The sequence below is a fragment of the Microbacterium sp. LjRoot45 genome, from assembly GCF_964253325.1.
Taxonomy (GTDB): Bacteria; Actinomycetota; Actinomycetes; order Actinomycetales; family Microbacteriaceae; genus Microbacterium.
This window is the reverse complement of sequence record NZ_CAXUQM020000001.1, coordinates 2,314,902-2,334,431: the sequence shown is the minus strand read 5'-3', so window position 1 is coordinate 2,334,431 and position 19,530 is coordinate 2,314,902. Positions and strand designations below refer to the sequence as shown.

Sequence of the window (19,530 nt, the reverse complement as noted above, 5' to 3'; positions counted from 1 at the left end):
GCCTGGAGCGCGTGCCCAGACGACGGATGCCGCGCGCCCTGCTGACCCTCAGCCTCCTCGTCGGAGTGCTCCTTCCGCTCGGGGCTCCGACCGCCGCGCACGCGGGTGTCGACGACTTCACGTTCGACTCGTTCACGGGCGACTACTACGTGAGTCGCTCGAGCTCCGACGCGGGCGAGCTGTACGTCATCGAGACGCTCGTGGCATCCTTCCCGGACTTCGATCAGAACCGGGGGATCGTGCGGGCGCTCCCGCGCGTGCAGTCGGGGATCGATCTCGCGACGCGTGTCGTCAACGTCGTCGGGGCCGACGGTGAGGCCGTGCCGTGGTGGACGGAGTCCGACGACGAGTGGGTCTACGTGCTCACCGGCGACGATTCCTTCGTGCACGGCGATCAGACCTACGTCATCAGCTACACGATGAGCGACGTCGTCGTGCGCTATCCCGACACCGAGGCGGACGAGTTCACGTGGGACACCGTCGGCGTCGATCATGCGCAGCCCTTCGACGACGTGACACTGACGGTGCACCTGACGGGCGACGTGGCCGCCGACCTGCTCGACGATCGGACCGCGTGCTACCAGGGGCCCGAGGGATCGACGACTGCCTGCACCCTCTCCGGCCCCGAGACCGACGCCCCGTGGCCGGCCGAAGTGACGTCATGGGCCGGATGGCACGGATCGTCCGCCGCCGGCGCGCAGGCGTTCTCGGTCGCGGCGGGTGCCCTCGGACCCGGTGAAAACGTCACCGTCTCGCTGGGGTTCCGCCTGGGCAGCTTCGCGGCCGCCAGCCCGCCTCCGCCGCCGCCCTACCCGTGGTGGCAGTGGATCGTGCCCGCGCTCGCCCTGCTCGCCGGTGGCCTCGGCATCCCGATCATGCTCGTCGTCCGCGCGCGGATGCGGCGCAATCCCGACACGACGCCGGTCATCGTCCGGTACGAGCCCCCTGCCGACGAGTCGCTCACCCTCTCGGCGGGCACCCTCGACGTTCCCGCCCGAGCACTCGCCGCGCACACCGTCGACCTCGCCGTGCGCGACAAGATCGCCCTCCACGCAGACGGAGGCCGCGACGATCCGGCCGACTTCACCGTCGAGCTGATCGACCGCGACGGCCTCGACCACGACGACCGTCGCGTCATCGAGCTGCTCTTCGGACGCGCCGCCGAGGTCGGTGCGACCGCGTCGCTGGCCACGTTCGCCGAGCGGCCACCCAAGCGTGCGGTGACCTACGTCCGGCGCATCGACGAGTTCACGATCCAGCGCGGCTATCGCGCCGCCGCTCCGGGATGGGTCGCCTCGCTGCGAACGTGGCTGCAGTTCGGGAGCCTCCTGCTCGGCCTCGTCCTGCTCATCGCGCCGGAGTGGTTCACGGCCGTCGACGACGGCGGATTCGGGTGGGTGCGCGTGCTCGCTGTCGTCCTGTGCGGTGTGACGATGTTCGGGATGCCGTTCGTGCCGCTGCCGCGATCGGTGCTCACCGTCGCCGGCGGCGAGCACGTCCACGAACTCGACGGCATCCGCACCTACCTGGCGCTCGCCGAAGAAGAGCGGCTCCGTGCCTCCCAGTCGCCGGCCACCGCCGATCTGGTGTCGTCGGGTCGCCGCGCCTTCGGTGACGACACCCCGGGCTCCGTCGTCAACCTCTACGAGAGGCTGCTGCCGTACGCCGTCCTGTTCGGACAGGAGCAGGAGTGGGCGAGGGTGATCCGAGCGCGGCTGCCCGAGACGGCGGTGTCGCAGGTGGCGCTGCTCGACGCATTGGGATCGCACGCACTCGCGGATGCCTCGGCGTCGGTGGGCCGGTTGGCCGCCACGCCGATCTCCTCACCCGGAACGAGCCGTGGGTCGTCGTGGAGTTCATCGAGCAGTGGATGGTCCAGTTCGGGGTCGTCGTCGGGCGGCGGCTTCTCCGGCAGCGGCGGCGGGGGCGGCAGCTTCGGCGGACGCTGACGGGCCGCATAGACTCGTCCGGTGGCCAAACTGTACTTCCGCTACGGCGCGATGAACTCCGGGAAGTCGACGGCTCTGCTGCAGGCGGCGTTCAACTACGAGGAGCGCGGTCAGCACGTGCTCCTGGCCAAGCCCGAGATCGACACGAAGGGCGCCGATCGGATCTCGAGTCGCCTCGGCGTCGATCGCCTCGTGGACTTCCTGATCACCCCCGGCGACGATCTCCGCGCGCTGTTCGGCGTGCATCGAGAGCGGGTGCGGGCCGCCGCCGAGCAGGAGGCGCTCATCCCGGAGTCCGCCGCGACGGGAGCGCGTCCGGATGTCGCGTGCCTCATGATCGACGAGGCGCAGTTCCTCACCCCGGCGCAGGTGGACGATCTGCTGCGGATCGTGGTGGAGGACGGCATCCCGGCGTTGGCGTACGGCATCCGCACCGACTTCCAGACGCGGGCGTTCCCCGGGTCGGCCCGCCTCATGGAGCTCGCGCACAGTCTCGAGGAGCTCAAGACGATCTGCCGGTGCGGGCGCAAGGCGCTGTTCAACGCGCGGCTCGTGGGAGGCCGGTTCGTGTTCGACGGCGATCAGGTCGCGATCGACGAGCTCACAGCCGACCGGATCACGTACGAGTCGATGTGCGCGGAGTGCTATCTGCGCGAATCCGGTGGTCGTCTCAGCTGACGCGCGTCGGCAACTCCTTCGAAACGTGAGTCTACGCGGCCGGAAGTCGCGGGATTCCAGGGGAGCGGTCGCACGAGAGGCGCACGGTGGAGGAGTTGCCGACATCCGCCTCGTGAACGCGCCGACCGCGGGAACTGTTGTAACGTTTCATTCGGTGGTGGCGCGGCCAGACCACACGAGGTAATGTGGCCAGACCACGGAAGGGATCCGATGACCGACTCCACACCGGCACGCGCCTGGCGCGTCGTGCTCGAGAAGATCGAAGCCGACCTCCTCGAAGGGCGACTCGGGCCCGGCGATCGCCTGCAGCCCGAGCGCGAGCTCGCCTCCACGCTCGGCGTCGGGCGGTCGAGTGTGCGTGAAGCGCTGCGAGTGCTCGAGGTCATGGGGCTCATCCGCACCGCGACCGGCTCCGGGCCGACCGCCGGCGCGATCGTCACCGCCACGCCCCACGGCGGACTCGCCCAGCTGCTGCGCCTCCAGGTCGCCGCGCAGGGCTTCCCCATCCCCGACGTGTACGAGACCCGCCTCCTGCTCGAGGAGTGGGCGGTCGCCCACCTCGCTGCGCAGTCCGACGCCGACCTCGGCCCGGCCCGGGCGACGCTCGAGGCGATGGATGCCGAAGGCCTCACGGCCGAGGAGTTCCTCGCCCTCGACACCCAGTTCCACCTGCGCCTCACCGACGCGGCGGGCAACATCGTGGTGGCGGCGACGATGGCGGGCCTTCGCACGACGATCGAGAGCTACATCCGCGCCGGCGCCGAGCGGATCCCCGACTGGGACTCGACCTCGACCCGCCTCCGCCACGAACACGCCGACGTGCTCCAGGCGATCGAGGGCGGCGACGCCGGCCGGGCCCGAGAACTGCTGCGCGCGCACATCACCGGCTACTACGCCGACGCCGGCCTCCCGGCTCCCGCACATTCCCTCTGACGACCCCCACCCCGGCGATCCCGCCACGAGAAGGACGACACATGGTTCAGCGCCAGCTGCCGAAGATCCCCGAGCTCCTGGAGCTCATGCAGTTCAAGAAGCCCGAGCTCGACGGCACCAAGCGTCGCCTCGAGTCGGCGCTGACGATCTCCGACCTGCGTACGATCGCGAAGCGTCGCACCCCGAAGGCCGCGTTCGACTACACCGACGGCGCCGCGGAGGGGGAGCTCTCCCTCTCGCGAGCGCGCCAGGCGTTCGAGGACATCGAGTTCCATCCCGACATCCTCCGCCCCGCAGAGCACGTGGACACGTCGGTCGAGATCCTCGGCGGACCGTCCGCTCTGCCGTTCGGCATCGCGCCGACCGGCTTCACCCGGCTGATGCAGACCGAGGGGGAGATCGCCGGCGCAGGCGCTGCGGCGGCCGCCGGCATCCCGTTCACCCTGTCGACGCTCGGCACGACGTCGATCGAGAACGTGCGGGCCGCCAACCCCCACGGACGCAACTGGTTCCAGCTGTACGTCATGCGCGACCGCGAGATCTCCTACGGACTCGTGCGACGGGCGGCGGATGCCGGATTCGACACGCTCATGTTCACCGTCGACACGCCGATCGCCGGCGCGCGGCTTCGTGACAAGCGCAACGGCTTCTCGATCCCTCCCCAGCTGACCGTGGGCACGATCGTCAACGCGATCCCGCGGCCCTGGTGGTGGATCGACTTCCTCACGACGCCCAAGCTCGAATTCGCCTCGCTCACGACCACGGGCGGCACGGTGGGCGAGTTGCTCAACGCCGCCATGGACCCGACGATCAGCTACGACGATCTCGCCGTCATCCGGGAGATGTGGCCCGGGAAGATCGTGGTGAAGGGCGTGCAGAACGTCGACGATTCGAAGCGCCTCGTCGACCTCGGGGTCGACGGGATCGTGCTGTCCAACCACGGCGGGCGCCAGCTCGACCGCGCGCCCATCCCGTTCCATCTGCTCCCGCAGGTGGTGCGTGAGGTCGGCAAGGACGCCACCGTCATGATCGACACGGGCATCATGAACGGCGCCGACATCGTGGCATCCGTCGCTCTCGGCGCGAAGTTCACGCTCATCGGCCGCGCCTACCTGTACGGCCTCATGGCCGGAGGGCGTCGCGGAGTCGACCGGACGATCGCGATCCTGAGGTCGGAGATCGAGCGCACGATGACGCTCCTGGGGGTGTCGTCGCTGGCCGAGCTCGAGCCGCGTCACGTCACTCAGCTGCAGCGGCTCGTTCCCGTCGCGGCACCCGCCGCGCGCCGTTCGCCGACGCGCGTCAAGGCCTAGCGGGGCTCAGCGCACCGGGGTTTCAGAGCGCCGGGGCTCAGCGCACCGGGAGGGTCGGCAGGAGCGCCTCGAGATAGGTGACGGTGTCTTCCCACCCGGTGACCGCGTGGCAGGTCACACCCATCGCGAGCACGGGGTAGTCGTTGCCGTGCTCGTCGAGCCGGTCGCCGACGAAGAGCATGTCGTCGAGAGGGATGCCGGTCTGCTCCGCGAGCTGACGCATCCCGTAGGCCTTGTCGATGCCGCGTCGTGTGATGTCGACCGACGTCGATCCGCCCGAGCGCACTTCCAGGTCGGGAACGCGCGCGGCGACCGCGTCGCGCAGGGCGTTCTTCTTCGCACCGTCGGGGTCCCAGGCCGTCTTCGCGTCGACGGGGGCCTTCTGGCCGAGCGCCGAGAAGGTGATCTGCGACCCGCGGTCTTCCAGGATGTCGCCCCAGGTGTCGGACTCCCACACGCCCAGCCGGCGCGCTTCCTCTTCCACGGCGGTCAGGGCGCGCTGCTTCTCGTCATCGGTGAGTGCATGGGCGTAGACGGTGCGGATGCCGTCGCCCTCGATGCGGTAGTACTGCGTGCCGCAGGTGGGCAGCAGGTGGAAACGGCCGAGGGATGCGGCATCCGCTTCGGGCAGGCGGTCGACGACCTGCGCCGTGAACTGCTGCAGCTGCCCGCCGGAGATGATCGCGACATCGACGCGCTCGGCCAGCGCGAGCAGGAGCTCTCCCATGCGGGGGGAGATCGCGCTCTTGGACGGTGCGAGCGTGTCGTCGAGGTCGAAGGCGACGAGGCGGGGCGTGGTCATGGCGCAGACTCCGTATCGGCGGTGGTGCGAGAAAGGCTCCGCCCGTGATCGAAATCAAAGGCGGAGCCCTCGTGCAGTCGGGGTGACAGGATTTGAACCTGCGGCCTCGTCGTCCCGAACGACGCGCGCTACCAAGCTGCGCCACACCCCGTGGCAACCCTCCGAGTCTACCCCGTTCCGGCGCTCACACCGAATCGGCGCGCGACTCGTGCTCCGGGCGACGAGCGACCAGCTGCAGCACGGAGGCCTCGGGACGGCATCCGAAGCGCACGGGCGCGTAGATGGAGTGTCCGAGCCCGGCGCTGACGTTGAGCGGCACGGTGCGACCCGCGTGATGCCACTCGCTGAGACCGCGCGCCTGATCGAGCGGGATGTCGCAGTTGGCGACGAGAGCACGCCGTGAGAACGGGATACGGACCTGCCCGCCGTGCGTGTGCCCGGCGATCAGCATGTCGGCGCCGAGCTCCGTGAAACGGTCGAGTACGCGGCGATACGGCGCGTGCGTCACGCCCACGGTGAGGTCGGCGGGCGCGGGCACCTGCCACCAGCGACCGCGTCGCACACGATCGAGCGCCGCAGCACTCGCGTCGATATCGTCCCAATCCCGGTGCGCGTCGTCGACGCCGAACGCGTCGATCACGAAACCTCCGACGGTGCGTCGCGCCGCGGTGTCGTTCACGTCGGTCCAGCCGAGCTCGTCGGTGAAGAACGCGTCCATCGCGGGGGTGTCCAGGCTCGACGCGCGTGCCTGATGGCCGGACGGACCGGTGAAGTACAGCAGGGGATTGCGAGCCGAAGGCCCGACCACGTCGTTGGAGCCGTGGACGAAGAAGCCCGGGACGCCTCGCAGGGGAGCGAAGGCCGAGCGGATGCCGCGAAGTCCCTCTTCGTGGCCGAGGTTGTCGCCCGTGTTGATGACGAGATCGGGCTGCACCGCCTCGGCAGTCGCCGCGATCCACTGCTGCTTGCGTCGCTGCCACGGAGCCATATGCGCGTCGGACAGGTGGAGCACCGTCAGTGAGGGCGCCCCGGGCGGGAGCACGGCGAGCTCGTGCCGGCGGACGGTGAACAGGAAGCGCTCGATGCCGATACCCCAGACGGCCGACCCGACGCCGACCGCCCCCACGGCTGCAAGAGCCGTGAGGGCGGTGCGGGTCGCGGCGGAGGCGCTCAGTCGTTGCCCCCGTCGTTGCCGTTCCCATTGCCATTGCCGCCACAGTTGGGGGCCTGGTACTGGATCGTGATCCGGTCGTTGCGACCGACGATCGTGCCGGCGGCCGGATCGGTGCCGGTCACGACACCCGGACCGGGCGCGCCTTCGGTCTGCGTGCACTCCCGCTCGAGCCGACTGAATCCGGCGGCACGCAACGCGTTTTCCGCGTCGTCGGGGGTGCCACCCACCGACGGCACGGCGACACCGCGACCGTTGGAGGGGGTGATCGTCACGGTGGTCCCGCCGGCCACACGGCCGGCACCGGGGTTCTGCTCCACGATCGTGCCGGCAGCCTCGGTCGCATCGATCTCATCGGCGACGGTAACCGAGAAGCCTTCGGCGCGCAGCGTCGAGGTGGCCTCGTCCACCGTCATACCGACGACGTTGGGGAGCTCGACCAGCACGCGCTTGGTGAGCTCCTTGTCGGGGCTCGGGAAGGCGTCGCCACCGTACTTCGCGTTGGCCGCGCGCTGCATGTTCGGCCAGATGCTGTTACGGATCCGCGACAGTCGGTAGCCGGCCATGTAGTGGTTGTCGAGGCGCTCTTCACCCTTGACGTTCCCGACCCACACGACGGTGGTGACCTCGGTGCTCGATCCATCCATCCACGTGTGGAGGAACTGGTGGATACCGGTCTTGCCGAAGATCGGCGTGCCGTCGTAGGTGCGGGCACCCGAACCGGTGCCGTCGCCCTGCATGACGCCCTGCAGCGTGTACGCCGTGGTCGAGGCGACAGCCTCGCTCAGCACGCGCTTGCAGGTCGTCTCGGGGATGGCGTGGTCGGTGCCGTCCGCGTTGACGACGCGATCGATGGCCTTCGACTCGCAGAGGGTGCCGTTCGCGGCGATGGCCGCGTACGCCTGTGCCATGTCGATCGGCGCGACGTCGACCGAGCCCAGCACGTCGTACGGAGCGTTGTCGCCCTCGGCGATCGACTTGCCGTTGCCGAACGTGACGCCGAGCTTGCCGGCCACCTTGTTCGTGCTGCACACCGAGATGCGCTCGGCCATCGCGATGAAGCCAGAGTTGAGCGAGTCCTTCGTGAAGTTGTAGATCGAGCCGTTGTAGCCCTGGCTGTTCTCGAAGTTTCCGACCTTGTTGTTGCCGTTGGCATCCTTGCCGGAACCCGTCTGGACCACCTGGGTTTGGCCGTCGCAGCGGTCGACCGTCTTGGGTCCGACGCGCCCGTTGAGGTACTCGTTGACAGAGTGTCCCTGCTGCAGCCAGTTGATGAGGCTGAAGACCTTGTACGTCGATCCCGCGGCGTGACCGCCACCGCCGTCCTTGCTGCGGACGTTGTAGTTGACCGCGGTCGTCTTGCCGTTCTCCTTGGTGGCCGCGGCTTCGTAGTCGCGGTTCTGGACCATCGAGAGGATGCGGCCGGTACCGACCTCGACCTGGATGCCGGACGCACCGAGGTTCATGTAGTCGACGCGCGGCTCGACGATGGAGATGGCGGAGTTCGCGGCCTTCTGGAGGTCGTAGTCGAGAGTCGTGTAGACCTTGAGTCCACCGCGACGGAGGGCGGCGGCGCGCTCTTCCTTCGTCTCGCCGAAGGCCTTGTCGTTACGGATGATGTGGGTGACATAGTCGCAGAAGAATTCCGCGCCCTTGGCCTGCCCGCAGCCGCTCGTGCGCTTCTTGATCTTGGGCTCGATCTTCGAGGCTTTCGCCTCGTCGTACTCGTCCTTGGTGATCTTGCCGTCGGCGAACATGCGACCGAGCACGTAGTTGCGTCGGTCGAGCGTGTCGGCATAGCCGTCCTCCGCGCTGTTGCGCGCGTTTCCGTCCTTGTCGGTCCAGGTGCCGTCGGGGCGGTCGATCCGGAAGGTGTTCGGCTCCTGCACCATGCCCGCGATGGTGGCGGCCTGCGCGATCGTGAGCTTGTCGGCCGAGGTGCTGAAGTAGTACTGGGCGGCGGCGCCGATGCCGTAGACGGTGCCACCGAACGACGCGATGTTCAGGTAGCCGAGCAGGATGTCGTTCTTCTCGTACTCCTTTTCGAGCTGGATCGCGTAGCGCATCTCCTGGAGCTTGCGCTGGTAGCCTTCCGCGCCCTTATTGACCGTCGTCTGGAGGTAGCACGCCTGCACTTCCTCGTCGGTCGTCGCGTCGAACTCGCAGTTCTGCTGCAGCACGTTCTTGACGTACTGCTGCGTGATCGTCGAGCCACCGCGGGTGTCGCTGCCCGATGCGTTGCCCGCGAGCGCCTTCAGCGTGCCGAGGAGGTCGACGCCGCCGTGCGAGTAGAAGTTCTTGTCCTCACTGGAGAGGATCGCGTCGTACATGACCGTCGCGACCTGGTCGTACTTCACAGGGATGCGGTTCTGGTCGTAGAACTGCGCCATCAGCACGTTCTTGCCGTCGGCGTTCTTCTTGTAGATGCGCGTCGGGAGCATGAGCGAGGCGGGCTCGAGATAGCTCGGCATCTTGTCGAACATCGTGATCGCGCTGGAGGCCGCGTATCCGGACACCGCGATGGCGGGGGTCACGGTCGCGGTGATCAGCACACCGGCCACGGTGCTGAGACCGATGAGGCCGAGAAGGCCTCCGAGCACGCCGGTGGCTGTCCGTTTCGATTGGGGCATAGGCTTGATCGTAAGGGAGATACCTGGGGGAAGCCTCGGTAGGGCCCCGCATGCCGCGCCTATCCGTGACGTCGAACGGGAGCACCGAATGACCACGTGGGAGTACCTCACCACGCCGCTGCTGATCCACAACACCGCTGCGATCCTCAACAACTGGGGTAAGCAGGGGTGGGAGCTCGTCCAGGTGGTGCCGGGGCCGGAGGGCGGACTCGTCGCCTACTTCAAGCGTCCCACCGGCGGTGGAGCGGCCAACGCCGGACTCGGTGCCGCCGCCCAGGCGGCTCAGCAGTTCGAGGAGGCGTGATGAGCATCTCCCAGCGGCTCGCCGAACTCGGCATCGACCTTCCTCCCGTCGTCCCGCCCGTCGCCGCGTACGTGCCGGCGACCGTCCACGGTGACCTCGTGTACACCGCGGGGCAGTTGCCCATGGTCTCCGGTGCGCTTCCCGCGACCGGCAAGGTCGGCGACGGCCACGGGCTTGTCCCGCCCGCCGACGCGCAGGCCTACGCCCGCCAGTGCGCGCTGAATGGAATCGCCGCTGCGGCCGCTGTCGCCGGCGGCGTCGACAATCTGGCGAGGGTCGTCAAGGTCACGGGCTTCGTGGCATCCGTGCCCGAGTTCACGGGTCAGCCGCTCGTCGTCAACGGCGCGAGCGAGCTACTCGGTGAGGTGTTCGGCGAGGCAGGCGTCCACGCGCGTTCCGCGGTTGGTGTGCCCGTCCTGCCGCTGGACAGCCCCGTCGAGGTCGAGTTCATCTTCGCCCTCGCCTGACGGTCTCTGTCGGCCCGCCTATGGCTGCGGCCGGCGATGCGGCTAATGCGGCCGGGGATGCGGCGGACCATGTCCCACTTTGTGCGGCCGCAATGGCTGCGGCCGCGGCGGCGGCGGACCATGTCCCACTTTGTGCGGCCCATGTCCCACGTTGTGTAGACCATGTCCCAGTTGCGGTCGTTCGGCGGGTGCAAAAGCGACCGAAACTGGGACATGCCGAAGCGAAAGAGACGACCGACCGAAACGGGGACATGCCCAAGCGAAAGACACGGCTGCCCGAAAGTGGGACATGACCCGACCGAAACCGGGACATGCCCCACCAGGGATGCCGCGGGCTACTTGACCTGCGCCGAGATCACCGACATCACCGCGGTGTCGGCGAGGGTCGTCGTGTCGCCGACCTCGCGTCCCTCGGCGACGTCGCGCAGCAGACGGCGCATGATCTTGCCCGACCTCGTCTTGGGCAGTTCGCCCACGATGTAGACGTCGCGCGGCCGAGCGATCGGCCCGATCTGTTCGCCGACCCACGCGCGGAGCGTTCCCGCCAGGCCCTCGGGGGAGTGCGCGTCGAGGTAGGACTGCTTGATGATCACGAAGGCGACGACCGCCTGACCGGTCGTCTCGTCGGACGCTCCCACGACGGCCGCCTCGGCGACGGCCTCGTTGCCGACGAGGGCCGACTCGATCTCCGTCGTCGACAGGCGGTGGCCCGAGACGTTCATGACGTCGTCGACGCGACCGAGGAACCAGACGTCGCCGTCGTCGTCCAGCCGCGCGCCGTCGCCCGCGAAGTAGAAGCCCTGCTTCTCGAACTTCTCCCAGTAAGTCTCCCGGAACCGCTCCGGGTCTCCCCAAATGCCCCGCAGCATGCTCGGCCACGGCTCGGTGAGCACGAGCAGCCCGCCGTTGCCGTTGCCGACGTGCTCACCGCTCTCGTCGACCACGTCGACGGAGATGCCCGGCAGCGGCACCTGCGCGGAGCCGGGCTTCGTCTCGGTCACGCCGGGGAGGGCCGACACCATGATCGCGCCGGTCTCGGTCTGCCACCACGTGTCGACGATGGGGGCCGTCTTCCCGCCGATGATCGAGCGGTACCACATCCAGGCCTCGGGGTTGATCGGTTCGCCGACCGATCCGAGCAGCCGCAGTGACGACAGGTCGAACTTCTGGGGGATCGCGCGGCCGAGCTTCATGAACGAGCGGATCGCCGTCGGGGCGGTGTAGAGGATCGTGACGCCGTACTTCTCCACGATCTCCCACCAGCGTCCGGGATGCGGGGTGTCCGGCGTGCCCTCGTAGAGCACCTGCGTCGCTCCGTTGGCGAGCGGGCCGTAGGCCACGTAGGAGTGGCCCGTGATCCAGCCGATGTCGGCCGTGCACCAGAAGACGTCGGTCTCGGGGTGCAGGTCGTGGACCACCTTGTTCGTGAAGGCCGCCTGCGTCAGGTAGCCGCCGGAGGTGTGGAGGATGCCCTTCGGCTTACCCGTCGTGCCCGACGTGTAGAGGATGAAGAGAGGGTTCTCGGCGGGGAACGGCTGCGCCTCGTGCTCGGCGGATGCCGCGGGCACCACGTCGTGCCACCACACGTCGCGGTCGGCCTTCCACGTGACCTCGTTCTCGGTGCGGCGGACCACGAGGACGTGTTCGACGCTCTCCTGCGGACCGGCGCCCCGGTCGGAGAGCGCCTGATCGACGGCAGGCTTCAGGGGTGAGACGCGGCCCTTGCGGTAGCCGCCGTCGGCCGTGATCACGAGCTTCGCGCCGGCATCGTCGATGCGCGTGCGGAGGCTGTCGGCCGAGAAGCCGCCGAAGATGACGGAGTGGATGGCGCCGACTCGCGCGACGGCGAGCATCGCGGCGATGGCCTCGGGGATCATCGGCATGTAGATCGCCACGCGGTCGCCGTGGCCGACGCCGAGGTCGCCCAGCACGTTCGCGAGACGCTTCACCTCATCGGTGAGTTCGGCGTACGTGACGCGACGCTCATCGCCCGGTTCTCCCTCCCACAGGAGCGCGACACGGTCGCCGTGGCCGGCCTCGACGTGGCGGTCGAGGCAGTTGTACGCGACGTTCAGCTCGCCGTCGGCGAACCATTCGGCGAACGGCGGGCGGGACCAGTCGAGAACCGTCGAGAACGGGGTGTGCCAGTGCAGCGCGCGCGCCTGCTCCGCCCAAAAGGCCTCCCGGTCGGCCGTCGCCTGCGCGTACAGGTCGGCGGTCGCAACGGCATTGCGGGCGAACTCCTCGCTCGGCGCGAACCGGCGATCCTCGTTCAGCAGGTGGTCGATCTGGCTGCTCATGCGCGCTCCCTTGCGGCTCGGGCTCACGGGACGACGTCGTGACTCCGTGACGATTGCGCACAATCTATCCGCGGCGCGCACCGTCGACTACCGCCGATAGTGGGTGGCACGCTGAGGGTGATATATCGGTGCGCCACGCGCTCCGGGTGTTTGGCCGGTTTACGGCCTCCGCGTATGCTCGGAGCCGGCCGAACTCAGATTCTGGCGTGACGGCGTGCCCGCAATCCCCCGTAGCGGACGCCGTCCCGGGCGGCATCCTTCCCCCCAAAGGATGCCGCCCCTCTCCATCTCCGGAGAGCCGTCGCGCTCGGCGGTTCCTCCCCAATACCCTGCGGCGACAGGTCTTCCACGGTGGGTGCCGGCGGCCCGGGCTCGCGTCGTTCGCCGCCCTAGCGTCGGGGGATGACCGCACCGTTCCTCGTCCGCCCTCACGCTGCCCAGGCCGCCGGACCGTCCCGCGCTGCGGCGGATCCCGTCGCGGGCGTGCCGTCGGCGCGACGGGTCGGCTCGGGGGATCGTGCGCGTGTCGTGCCGGAGCATCCCGCACTCGGCGCCCTGTCACCGCACCTTGCCGACCCCGAGGTCACCGACGTGTTCGTGAACGGCGTGGATGGGCTCTTCGTCGACCGGGGTCGCGGGGCGGAGCGCATCGCCGGCTGGCATGCCGACGAAGAGTCGGTGCGGGAGCTCGCGGTCGCGGTCATCGCTCTCGGAGGCCGCCACCTCGACGATCTCTCCCCGCTGGTCGATGTGCGCTGGGACAACGGCGCACGGGTCCACGCCGTGCTCCCTCCGGTCGCGTGTGCGGGGGCGACCGTCTCCATCCGGTTGCCTTCCGCCGTGCCTCCGTCGCTCGACGAACTGACGCGGCGAGGTGCGATGGACGCCGTGGTCGAACGGCGGTTGAGGGAGCTCGTCGTGCGCCGTGCGAATCTGCTCGTCACGGGATCGACCGGAGCGGGCAAGACCACCCTGTTGGCGAGCCTGCTCGGTCTCGTGCCCGCTACGGAGCGGATCGTGACGATCGAAGACGTCGCCGAGCTGCGCATCGACCATCCGCACCACGTGCGGCTCGAGGCACGCCAGCCCAATCTCGAGGGAGCCGGCGGCGTGGGGCTCGCGCGGCTCGTCCGCGAAGCGCTGCGGATGCGCCCGGATCGCCTGGTGATCGGAGAGTGCCGCGGCGAGGAGGTGCGCGAGCTGCTCACGGCGCTCAACACCGGCCACGACGGCGGTGCCGGCACCGTCCACGCCAGCGGGCTCGCCGACGTTCCGGCCCGGCTCGAAGCACTCGGCGCGCTCGCGGGCATGAGCGACCGCGCGATCGCTCGCCAGGTCGTCAGCGCCATCGATGCGATCATCCACATCGAGCGCGGACGAGACGGCATCCGCCGGGTCACCGGGATCGCGCGTCCCGTCGTCGTCGACGACCGCCTGTCGATAGCGGAGACGTCGTGACGAGGGCGGAACGTCGATCCATCCCGGATGTCGAGACGGTCGCGACCGACGTCCACCGGCTCGCGGTGTTGCTACAGGCGGGTCTTGCTCCGGCGCGGTCCTGGGAGGAGATCGCGACGAGCCGCGCACCGGTCGAGCGTGCGGCAGGCCCGATCGATGATGCGGCGATCGCGAGCGAGGTGATCGACGGTGCCGGGGTCGCCGAGGCGTGCCGGCAGCGCGGCGGTGCGTGGGCGGAGGTGGGCATCGCGTGGCGCGTGGCCACGACGGTGGGCGCGCCCCTCGCGCCGAGCCTGCGGACGGTGGCCGAGGCCCTGCGCGACGCGGAGCAGGCCCGCCAGGACGTCGCCGTCGCGCTGGCGGAGCCCGCGGTGACCGCGCGGCTCATCGCGTGGCTTCCCCTCCTCGCGATCGTTCTGGTCGCCGCCTTCGGCTTCGACGTCGCCGGCGCGCTGTCCAGTCCGCCGGGGCTCGCCAGCGCCGGGGGCGGCATCGCGCTCATGGTCGTCGCTCGACGGTGGACGGCGTCGCTCGTCCGGCGAGCCCAGCCGCCCGACGGCATCGCGGGATGGCCGCACGAACTCGTGGCGATCGCGCTCAGCGGGGGCGTGTCGATCGATCGCGCACTCACCGTGGTCGAGGGTGCGGGGTGCGCCGATGCGCGGGATGCCACGGCCTCCGTCCTCGCGCTGTCACGCCGATGCGGCGCACCGGCCGTCGAGCTTCTGAGAGCGGAGGCGGCAGACCGCCGCCGCGCCGCGCGGACCGAGGGGCGGCTGCGGGCCGCGAAACTGAGCGGCCGGCTCCTCCTGCCGCTCGGGGTGTGCACCCTGCCCGCCTTCCTGCTCCTGGGGGTGGCGCCGATGCTCCTGTCCGTCCTCTCGTCCGCCCCCGTCGTCTTCTGACCGTCGAGCTCGCTTCCAGACCGCCCAGCCACCCGAACCAGAAAGGAGTCCTCATGACTCATCACCGCCGGCTCTCCCGGAAGCCTCATCTGCGTCCGGCCGGCTTCCCCGATCTCACTCGTCGACGGTCGGCGCGGCTGTTCGCCGACGAGACGGGCGCCGCCACCGCGGAGTACGCGATCGCGACGATGGCCGCGGTCGCCTTTGCGGGTCTCCTCGTCGTGATCATGCGCAGCGACGAGGTGCGAGGCATCCTGACCGACCTCGTGCGTCGCGCCCTCACCGTCGGGTGAGCGGCCAGCGGGTGACCGGCGGTCGGGTGAAGCGCCGTCGGGCGAGAAGCCGTCGATGTATCGGCGGTCGGGTGATCGGTGACGACCGCGGCTCGGCGGCGGCGGAGTTCGCGGTCGTCGTCCCCGCCGTCGTGCTGGTCATCGCGCTCGCCGCGGCCACCCTCGCGGGCACGTCCCGGCAGGTTCGACTCGAGCAGGCGGCAGCGCAGGGCGCGCGACTCGCAGCACGTGGCGAAGGTGACGGCCGCGTGCGCGAGGCGGCTGCCGGCCTCGTCTCCGGTGCTCGCGTCGCGATCGGCTCCGACGGAGACTTCGATTGCGTCGAGGTCTCCGCTCCCAGCGGAGTGCCGCTGCCGCTGCCCGCCCTGACGGCGAGATCGTGCGCCCTCTCGGGAGGACTCTGATGGCGGGGTCGCACCCGTGAGCGGCCTGGCGCTCGCCGTCGGCGCCGCAGCCGTCGTGGCGACGCTCGCGGTGGGCTGCGGCACCGCCGGCGCGGTATCAGTGCGCATGGTTCGGGCGGCGGGTGCGGCCGACGCCGCCGCGCTCGCCGCGGCCGATGCGGCATCCGGAGCCATCGCGGGGGAGCCCTGCGCGCGGGCGACCGAGACGGCTCGGCGCGTGGGCGGCGTCCTGCTCGGGTGCGACATCGAGGGGATGGTGGCGACGGTCGCCGTGACCGTGCCGCTCGGCCCGTTCCAGCCGACGGCGAGGGCACGGGCGGGGCCGCCGGGGTGAGCTCGCCCCGTACCGTCGTCTCGCTGGGCGCCGCACCTGCGCCCTGAGAGACAGGGGTGCTGAGAGAACCTGCGCCCTGAGAGAACACGGGTGCTGCGACCTCGATCCCCGGGCGCTCTCGGAGATTGCACCCCTGTGCGGTGTGTATGGTGTGCATCGAAGAAAGGACGCCAGTGGCTGAAGGCACCAAGGGCACGAAAGGCGCGGGCACGAAGAGCGCGACCGGCACGAAAGGCGCGAGCGGCAAGAAGCTCGTGATCGTCGAGTCGCCGACCAAGATGAAGTCGATCCAGGGGTACCTGGGCGACGGCTACGAAGTGCTCAGCTCCGTCGGTCACATCCGCGACCTCGCAGAGAAGAAGGACATCCCCGCCGAGCTCAAGAAGACCTCCGTGGGCAAGTACTCGATCGACATCGAGAACGACTTCACCCCTCTATATGTGGAGAGCGATCGCGGCAAGAAGACCGTCGCCGAGCTCAAGCGCGCACTGAAGACCGCGGACGAACTGCTCCTCGCCACCGATGAGGATCGCGAAGGCGAGGCCATCGCGTGGCACCTGCTCGAGGCGCTGAAGCCGAAGGTGCCCGTCAAGCGCATGGTGTTCCACGAGATCACGAAGGATGCCATCCGCGCCGCCGTCGACAACACCCGCGAGCTCGACCTCGCGCTCGTCGACGCGCAGGAGACCCGCCGCATCCTCGACCGTCTGTACGGCTGGGACGTCTCCGACGTCACGCGCCGCAAGGTGGGTCAGGGAACATCTGCGGGCCGCGTCCAGTCCGCCGCCACCCGTCTCGTCGTCGACCGGGAGCGCGAGCGCATGGCGTTCGTGTCCGCGTCGTACTGGGACGTCGAGGCGCACGCGGCGAAGGAGTCCTCCGACGCCTTCGCGACGCGACTCTCCCGGCTCGACGGGGCGCCGCTCGCCCGGGGCACCGACTTCGACGACCGCGGTGAGCTCAAGAAGGCCGTCGTCGTGCTCACGGAAGGCCAGGTGCGCGACCTTGCCGCCGCCATCGAAGCCGTCGGCACCGGCACCGTCACCTCCGTCGAGGCCAAGCCCGGCACCCGCAGCCCCAAGCCGCCGTTCACGACCTCCACGCTCCAGCAGGAGGCCGGTCGCAAGCTCTCGATGAGCGCCAAGCACGCCATGGGCGTCGCGCAGCGGCTCTACGAAAAGGGCTTCATCACCTATATGCGCACCGACTCGACGGCGCTCTCGACGCAGGCCGTGTCGGCGGCACGCGCACAGGCCGTCGCGCTCTACGGCGACACGGCGGTTCCGGCGAACCCGCGCAGCTACCGCAACAACAGCAAGAACGCGCAGGAGGCGCACGAAGCGATCCGCCCGTCCGGCGAGGACTTCCGCACCCCCGCCTCCGTCGCCTCGTCGCTCGACCGCGACGAGATGCGTCTCTACGACCTCATCTGGAAGCGCACCGTCGCCAGCCAGATGGCCGACGCGAAGTACGAGACCACGACCGTCACGATCGATGTCGCCGCCGGCGGCAAGGTCGCCGCGTTCACGGCATCCGGGACCGTCTACACCTTCAAGGGGTTCCTCGACGCCTACGAGGAAGGACGCGACGAGAAGCGCGGCGACGCCGACAAGTCCGACGACCAGTCGCTCCCGGCGCTCGCCGTCGGCGACGCGGTCACCCTTCGCGACATCGAGGCGAAGGGGCACGCGACGAGCCCGAAGCCCCGCTACACGGAGGCGTCGCTCGTCAAAGCGCTCGAAGAGAAGGGCATCGGTCGGCCCTCGACGTTCGCGAGCATCATCGACGTCATCCTCAACCGCGGGTACGTCAGCAAGCGCGGCCAAGCGCTCGTGCCCAGCTGGCTCGCGTTCAGCATCGTCCGCCTCCTCGAGCAGCACTTCTCCGACCTCGTCGACTACGACTTCACGGCGGCACTGGAGGACGACCTCGACGCGATCGCCCGCGGTGAGCAGGACCGCGCCGAGTGGCTCCGGAAGTTCTACTTCGGCGCCGACGACCACGTCGGGCTCCGCAACGTCGTCGACAACCTCGGTGACATCGATGCGCGCGAGATCAACTCGACGCCGATCGGCGACGTGGCCGTGCTCCGGTTCGGCCGCTACGGGCCGTACCTGGAGGTGCCCGGCGACGACGAGAACCCGCGCCGGATCAACGTGCCCGACGACCTCGCACCCGACGAGCTCACGCCCGCGAAGGCTCAGGAGCTCATCGACGCTCCCGTCGGCGGCGACCGTGTTCTCGGGCAGAACCCCGAGAACGGTCGCGACATCGTCGTGAAGGACGGCCGCTTCGGTCCGTATCTGGAGGAGCTCCTGCCGGAGACCGAGGCGCCGGTCGAGGAGGCGCCCAAGAAGCGCGGAGCGAAGAAGGATGCCGCACCCAAGCCCCGCCGCGCCTCGCTGTTCAAGAGCATGTCTCCCGAGACGATCGACCTCGACACGGCACTGAAGCTCTTCGGACTGCCGCGCGTCGTCGGCGTCGACCCCGAGACGGGCGTCGAGATCACCGCTCAGAACGGTCCCTACGGCCCGTACATCAAGAAGGGCACCGATTCGCGCAGCATCGGCAGCGAAGAGCTCATCTTCGACATCACGCTCGATCAGGCCCTGGAGATCTACGCGCTGCCGAAGTACGCCAACCGCGCCGCCACGTCGCTCAAGGAGTTCGAGGCCGACCCGGTGAGCGAGAAGCCCATCCGCATCAAGGACGGCCGCTTCGGTGCCTACGTCACCGACGGAACCACGAACGTCACGATCCCGCGCGGACAGACGCCCGACGACATCACCTACGAGATCGCCGTGCAGATGCTCGCCGAGAAGCGTGCGAAGGGTCCCGCCCCGAAGCGCACGACGCGTCGGACCACGACGCGCAAGACGCCGGCCAAGAAGTGAGCTCACCCGCGCCGCAGCCTGCCCCGGCTTCACCGGGCGGGCTGTGGATCACCTTCGAGGGCGGCGACGGCTCCGGCAAGACCACGCAGGCGACCCGACTGGAGGAGTGGCTGAGCGGCGAGGGACGCACCGTCGTGCGCACGAGGGAGCCCGGCGGAACCGCCGTCGGCAATCTCGTCCGCGACATCGTGCTCCACCACCGCGGCGACATCGCCCCCCGCGCCGAAGCGCTTCTGTACGCCGCCGACCGCGCACATCACGTCGCCACCCTCGTGCAGCCGGCCCTCGCGCGCGGCGAGGTCGTCATCCAGGACCGCTACCTCGACTCCTCGGTCGCCTACCAGGGCGCTGGCCGCGTGCTCGATCCGGGCCAGATCCGCGACCTGTCCCTGTGGGCGACGGGCGGCGCACTTCCCGATCTCACCGTGCTCCTCGATCTCGATCCCGCCGCGGCGCGGCACCGTCTCGATGCCGACGACAAGCCGTTCGACCGGCTCGAGGCGGAGCAAGCCGACTTCCACACCCGGGTGCGAGAGGCCTACCTCGAGCTGGCTCACGCCGAACCCGACCGCTTCCTCGTGCTCGATGCGACGCGACCCGTCGAAGAGCTCGCGGACAGCGTGCGCACGCGCGTGGCCGCGCTGCTGTCCTGACCGCCCGACGCGGCGTCGTCGGCACCCCGTAGGCTGGTCGCC

17 protein-coding genes and 1 tRNA gene are annotated in these 19,530 nt (G+C 69.7%); 13 read left to right on the top strand and 5 right to left on the bottom strand.

Going from position 1 to position 19,530, the window contains the following annotated elements; all coding sequences use genetic code 11:
• The first annotated feature begins 11 nt into the window (after positions 1–11).
• The 4 genes from ACSQ18_RS11115 (at position 12) to ACSQ18_RS11100 (ending at position 4,873) form a co-directional block, all read left to right on the top strand.
• Complete coding sequence (locus tag ACSQ18_RS11115; RefSeq protein WP_436037389.1) at positions 12–1,949, top strand: DUF2207 family protein; 1,938 nt, start codon at positions 12–14, stop codon at positions 1,947–1,949.
• A gap of 21 nt (positions 1,950–1,970) precedes the next feature.
• Complete coding sequence (locus ACSQ18_RS11110) at positions 1,971–2,627, top strand: thymidine kinase (RefSeq protein ID WP_436037387.1); 657 nt, start codon at positions 1,971–1,973, stop codon at positions 2,625–2,627.
• A 210-nt stretch (positions 2,628–2,837) separates the two neighbouring features.
• Positions 2,838–3,560, top strand: a complete 723-nt coding sequence (locus ACSQ18_RS11105) for a FadR/GntR family transcriptional regulator (protein WP_436037386.1) — start codon at positions 2,838–2,840, stop codon at positions 3,558–3,560.
• Positions 3,561–3,601: 41 nt separating this feature from the next.
• Complete coding sequence (locus ACSQ18_RS11100; RefSeq protein ID WP_436037384.1) at positions 3,602–4,873, top strand: alpha-hydroxy acid oxidase; 1,272 nt, start codon at positions 3,602–3,604, stop codon at positions 4,871–4,873.
• 37 nt (positions 4,874–4,910) lie between these two features.
• On the opposite strand, the gene ACSQ18_RS11095 is transcribed toward ACSQ18_RS11100, so the two are convergent.
• From ACSQ18_RS11095 to ACSQ18_RS11080, 4 genes are all read right to left on the bottom strand, one after another.
• Positions 4,911–5,675 (bottom strand): HAD-IIB family hydrolase, encoded by a 765-nt coding sequence (locus ACSQ18_RS11095; RefSeq protein ID WP_301037816.1) that lies wholly within the window; start codon positions 5,673–5,675, stop codon positions 4,911–4,913.
• A 77-nt stretch (positions 5,676–5,752) separates the two neighbouring features.
• Positions 5,753–5,826: transfer RNA gene (locus ACSQ18_RS11090), tRNA-Pro, on the bottom strand.
• 33 nt (positions 5,827–5,859) lie between these two features.
• Entirely contained in the window at positions 5,860–6,801 is a 942-nt protein-coding gene (locus tag ACSQ18_RS11085) for a metallophosphoesterase (RefSeq protein ID WP_436037382.1), read from the bottom strand.
• Between the two features lie 44 nt (positions 6,802–6,845).
• On the bottom strand, positions 6,846–9,476 hold the full coding sequence (locus tag ACSQ18_RS11080) for a transglycosylase domain-containing protein (RefSeq protein WP_436037380.1): 2,631 nt from the start codon (positions 9,474–9,476) through the stop codon (positions 6,846–6,848).
• An 88-nt stretch (positions 9,477–9,564) separates the two neighbouring features.
• Between ACSQ18_RS11080 and ACSQ18_RS11075 the strand changes: the two genes are divergently transcribed.
• Positions 9,565–9,780: a hypothetical protein gene (locus ACSQ18_RS11075; protein WP_436037378.1), complete on the top strand. Its 216-nt coding sequence runs from the start codon at positions 9,565–9,567 to the stop codon at positions 9,778–9,780.
• Positions 9,780–10,247 carry a RidA family protein gene (locus ACSQ18_RS11070; protein ID WP_436037376.1) on the top strand — a complete coding sequence of 156 codons (468 nt, stop codon included), beginning with the start codon at positions 9,780–9,782 and terminating at the stop codon, positions 10,245–10,247. The genes ACSQ18_RS11075 and ACSQ18_RS11070 overlap by 1 nt, the downstream gene beginning before the upstream one ends.
• A 335-nt stretch (positions 10,248–10,582) precedes the next feature.
• On the opposite strand, the gene acs is transcribed toward ACSQ18_RS11070, so the two are convergent.
• On the bottom strand, positions 10,583–12,547 hold the full coding sequence (gene acs / locus ACSQ18_RS11065; protein ID WP_436037375.1) for an acetate--CoA ligase: 1,965 nt from the start codon (positions 12,545–12,547) through the stop codon (positions 10,583–10,585).
• 402 nt (positions 12,548–12,949) lie between these two features.
• Between acs and ACSQ18_RS11060 the strand changes: the two genes are divergently transcribed.
• From ACSQ18_RS11060 to tmk, 7 genes are all read left to right on the top strand, one after another.
• Positions 12,950–14,005, top strand: a complete 1,056-nt coding sequence (locus tag ACSQ18_RS11060; RefSeq protein WP_436037374.1) for a TadA family conjugal transfer-associated ATPase — start codon at positions 12,950–12,952, stop codon at positions 14,003–14,005.
• Complete coding sequence (locus ACSQ18_RS11055; RefSeq protein WP_436037372.1) at positions 14,002–14,910, top strand: type II secretion system F family protein; 909 nt, start codon at positions 14,002–14,004, stop codon at positions 14,908–14,910. Before ACSQ18_RS11060 ends, ACSQ18_RS11055 begins: the two co-directional genes overlap by 4 nt.
• A gap of 53 nt (positions 14,911–14,963) precedes the next feature.
• Positions 14,964–15,203 (top strand): DUF4244 domain-containing protein, encoded by a 240-nt coding sequence (locus tag ACSQ18_RS11050; protein WP_436037370.1) that lies wholly within the window; start codon positions 14,964–14,966, stop codon positions 15,201–15,203.
• 71 nt (positions 15,204–15,274) lie between these two features.
• A complete protein-coding gene (locus ACSQ18_RS11045) occupies positions 15,275–15,607 on the top strand; it encodes a TadE family type IV pilus minor pilin (RefSeq protein ID WP_436037368.1) in 333 nt (110 codons plus the stop codon).
• 16 nt (positions 15,608–15,623) lie between these two features.
• Positions 15,624–15,941 carry an Rv3654c family TadE-like protein gene (locus tag ACSQ18_RS11040; protein ID WP_436037366.1) on the top strand — a complete coding sequence of 106 codons (318 nt, stop codon included), beginning with the start codon at positions 15,624–15,626 and terminating at the stop codon, positions 15,939–15,941.
• A 254-nt stretch (positions 15,942–16,195) separates the two neighbouring features.
• Positions 16,196–18,835, top strand: coding sequence for a type I DNA topoisomerase (gene topA, locus ACSQ18_RS11035; RefSeq protein WP_436038434.1), 2,640 nt, complete (start codon positions 16,196–16,198; stop codon positions 18,833–18,835).
• Positions 18,832–19,488: a dTMP kinase gene (gene tmk, locus ACSQ18_RS11030; protein ID WP_436037365.1), complete on the top strand. Its 657-nt coding sequence runs from the start codon at positions 18,832–18,834 to the stop codon at positions 19,486–19,488. Before topA ends, tmk begins: the two co-directional genes overlap by 4 nt.
• The last annotated feature ends 42 nt before the right edge of the window (positions 19,489–19,530 follow it).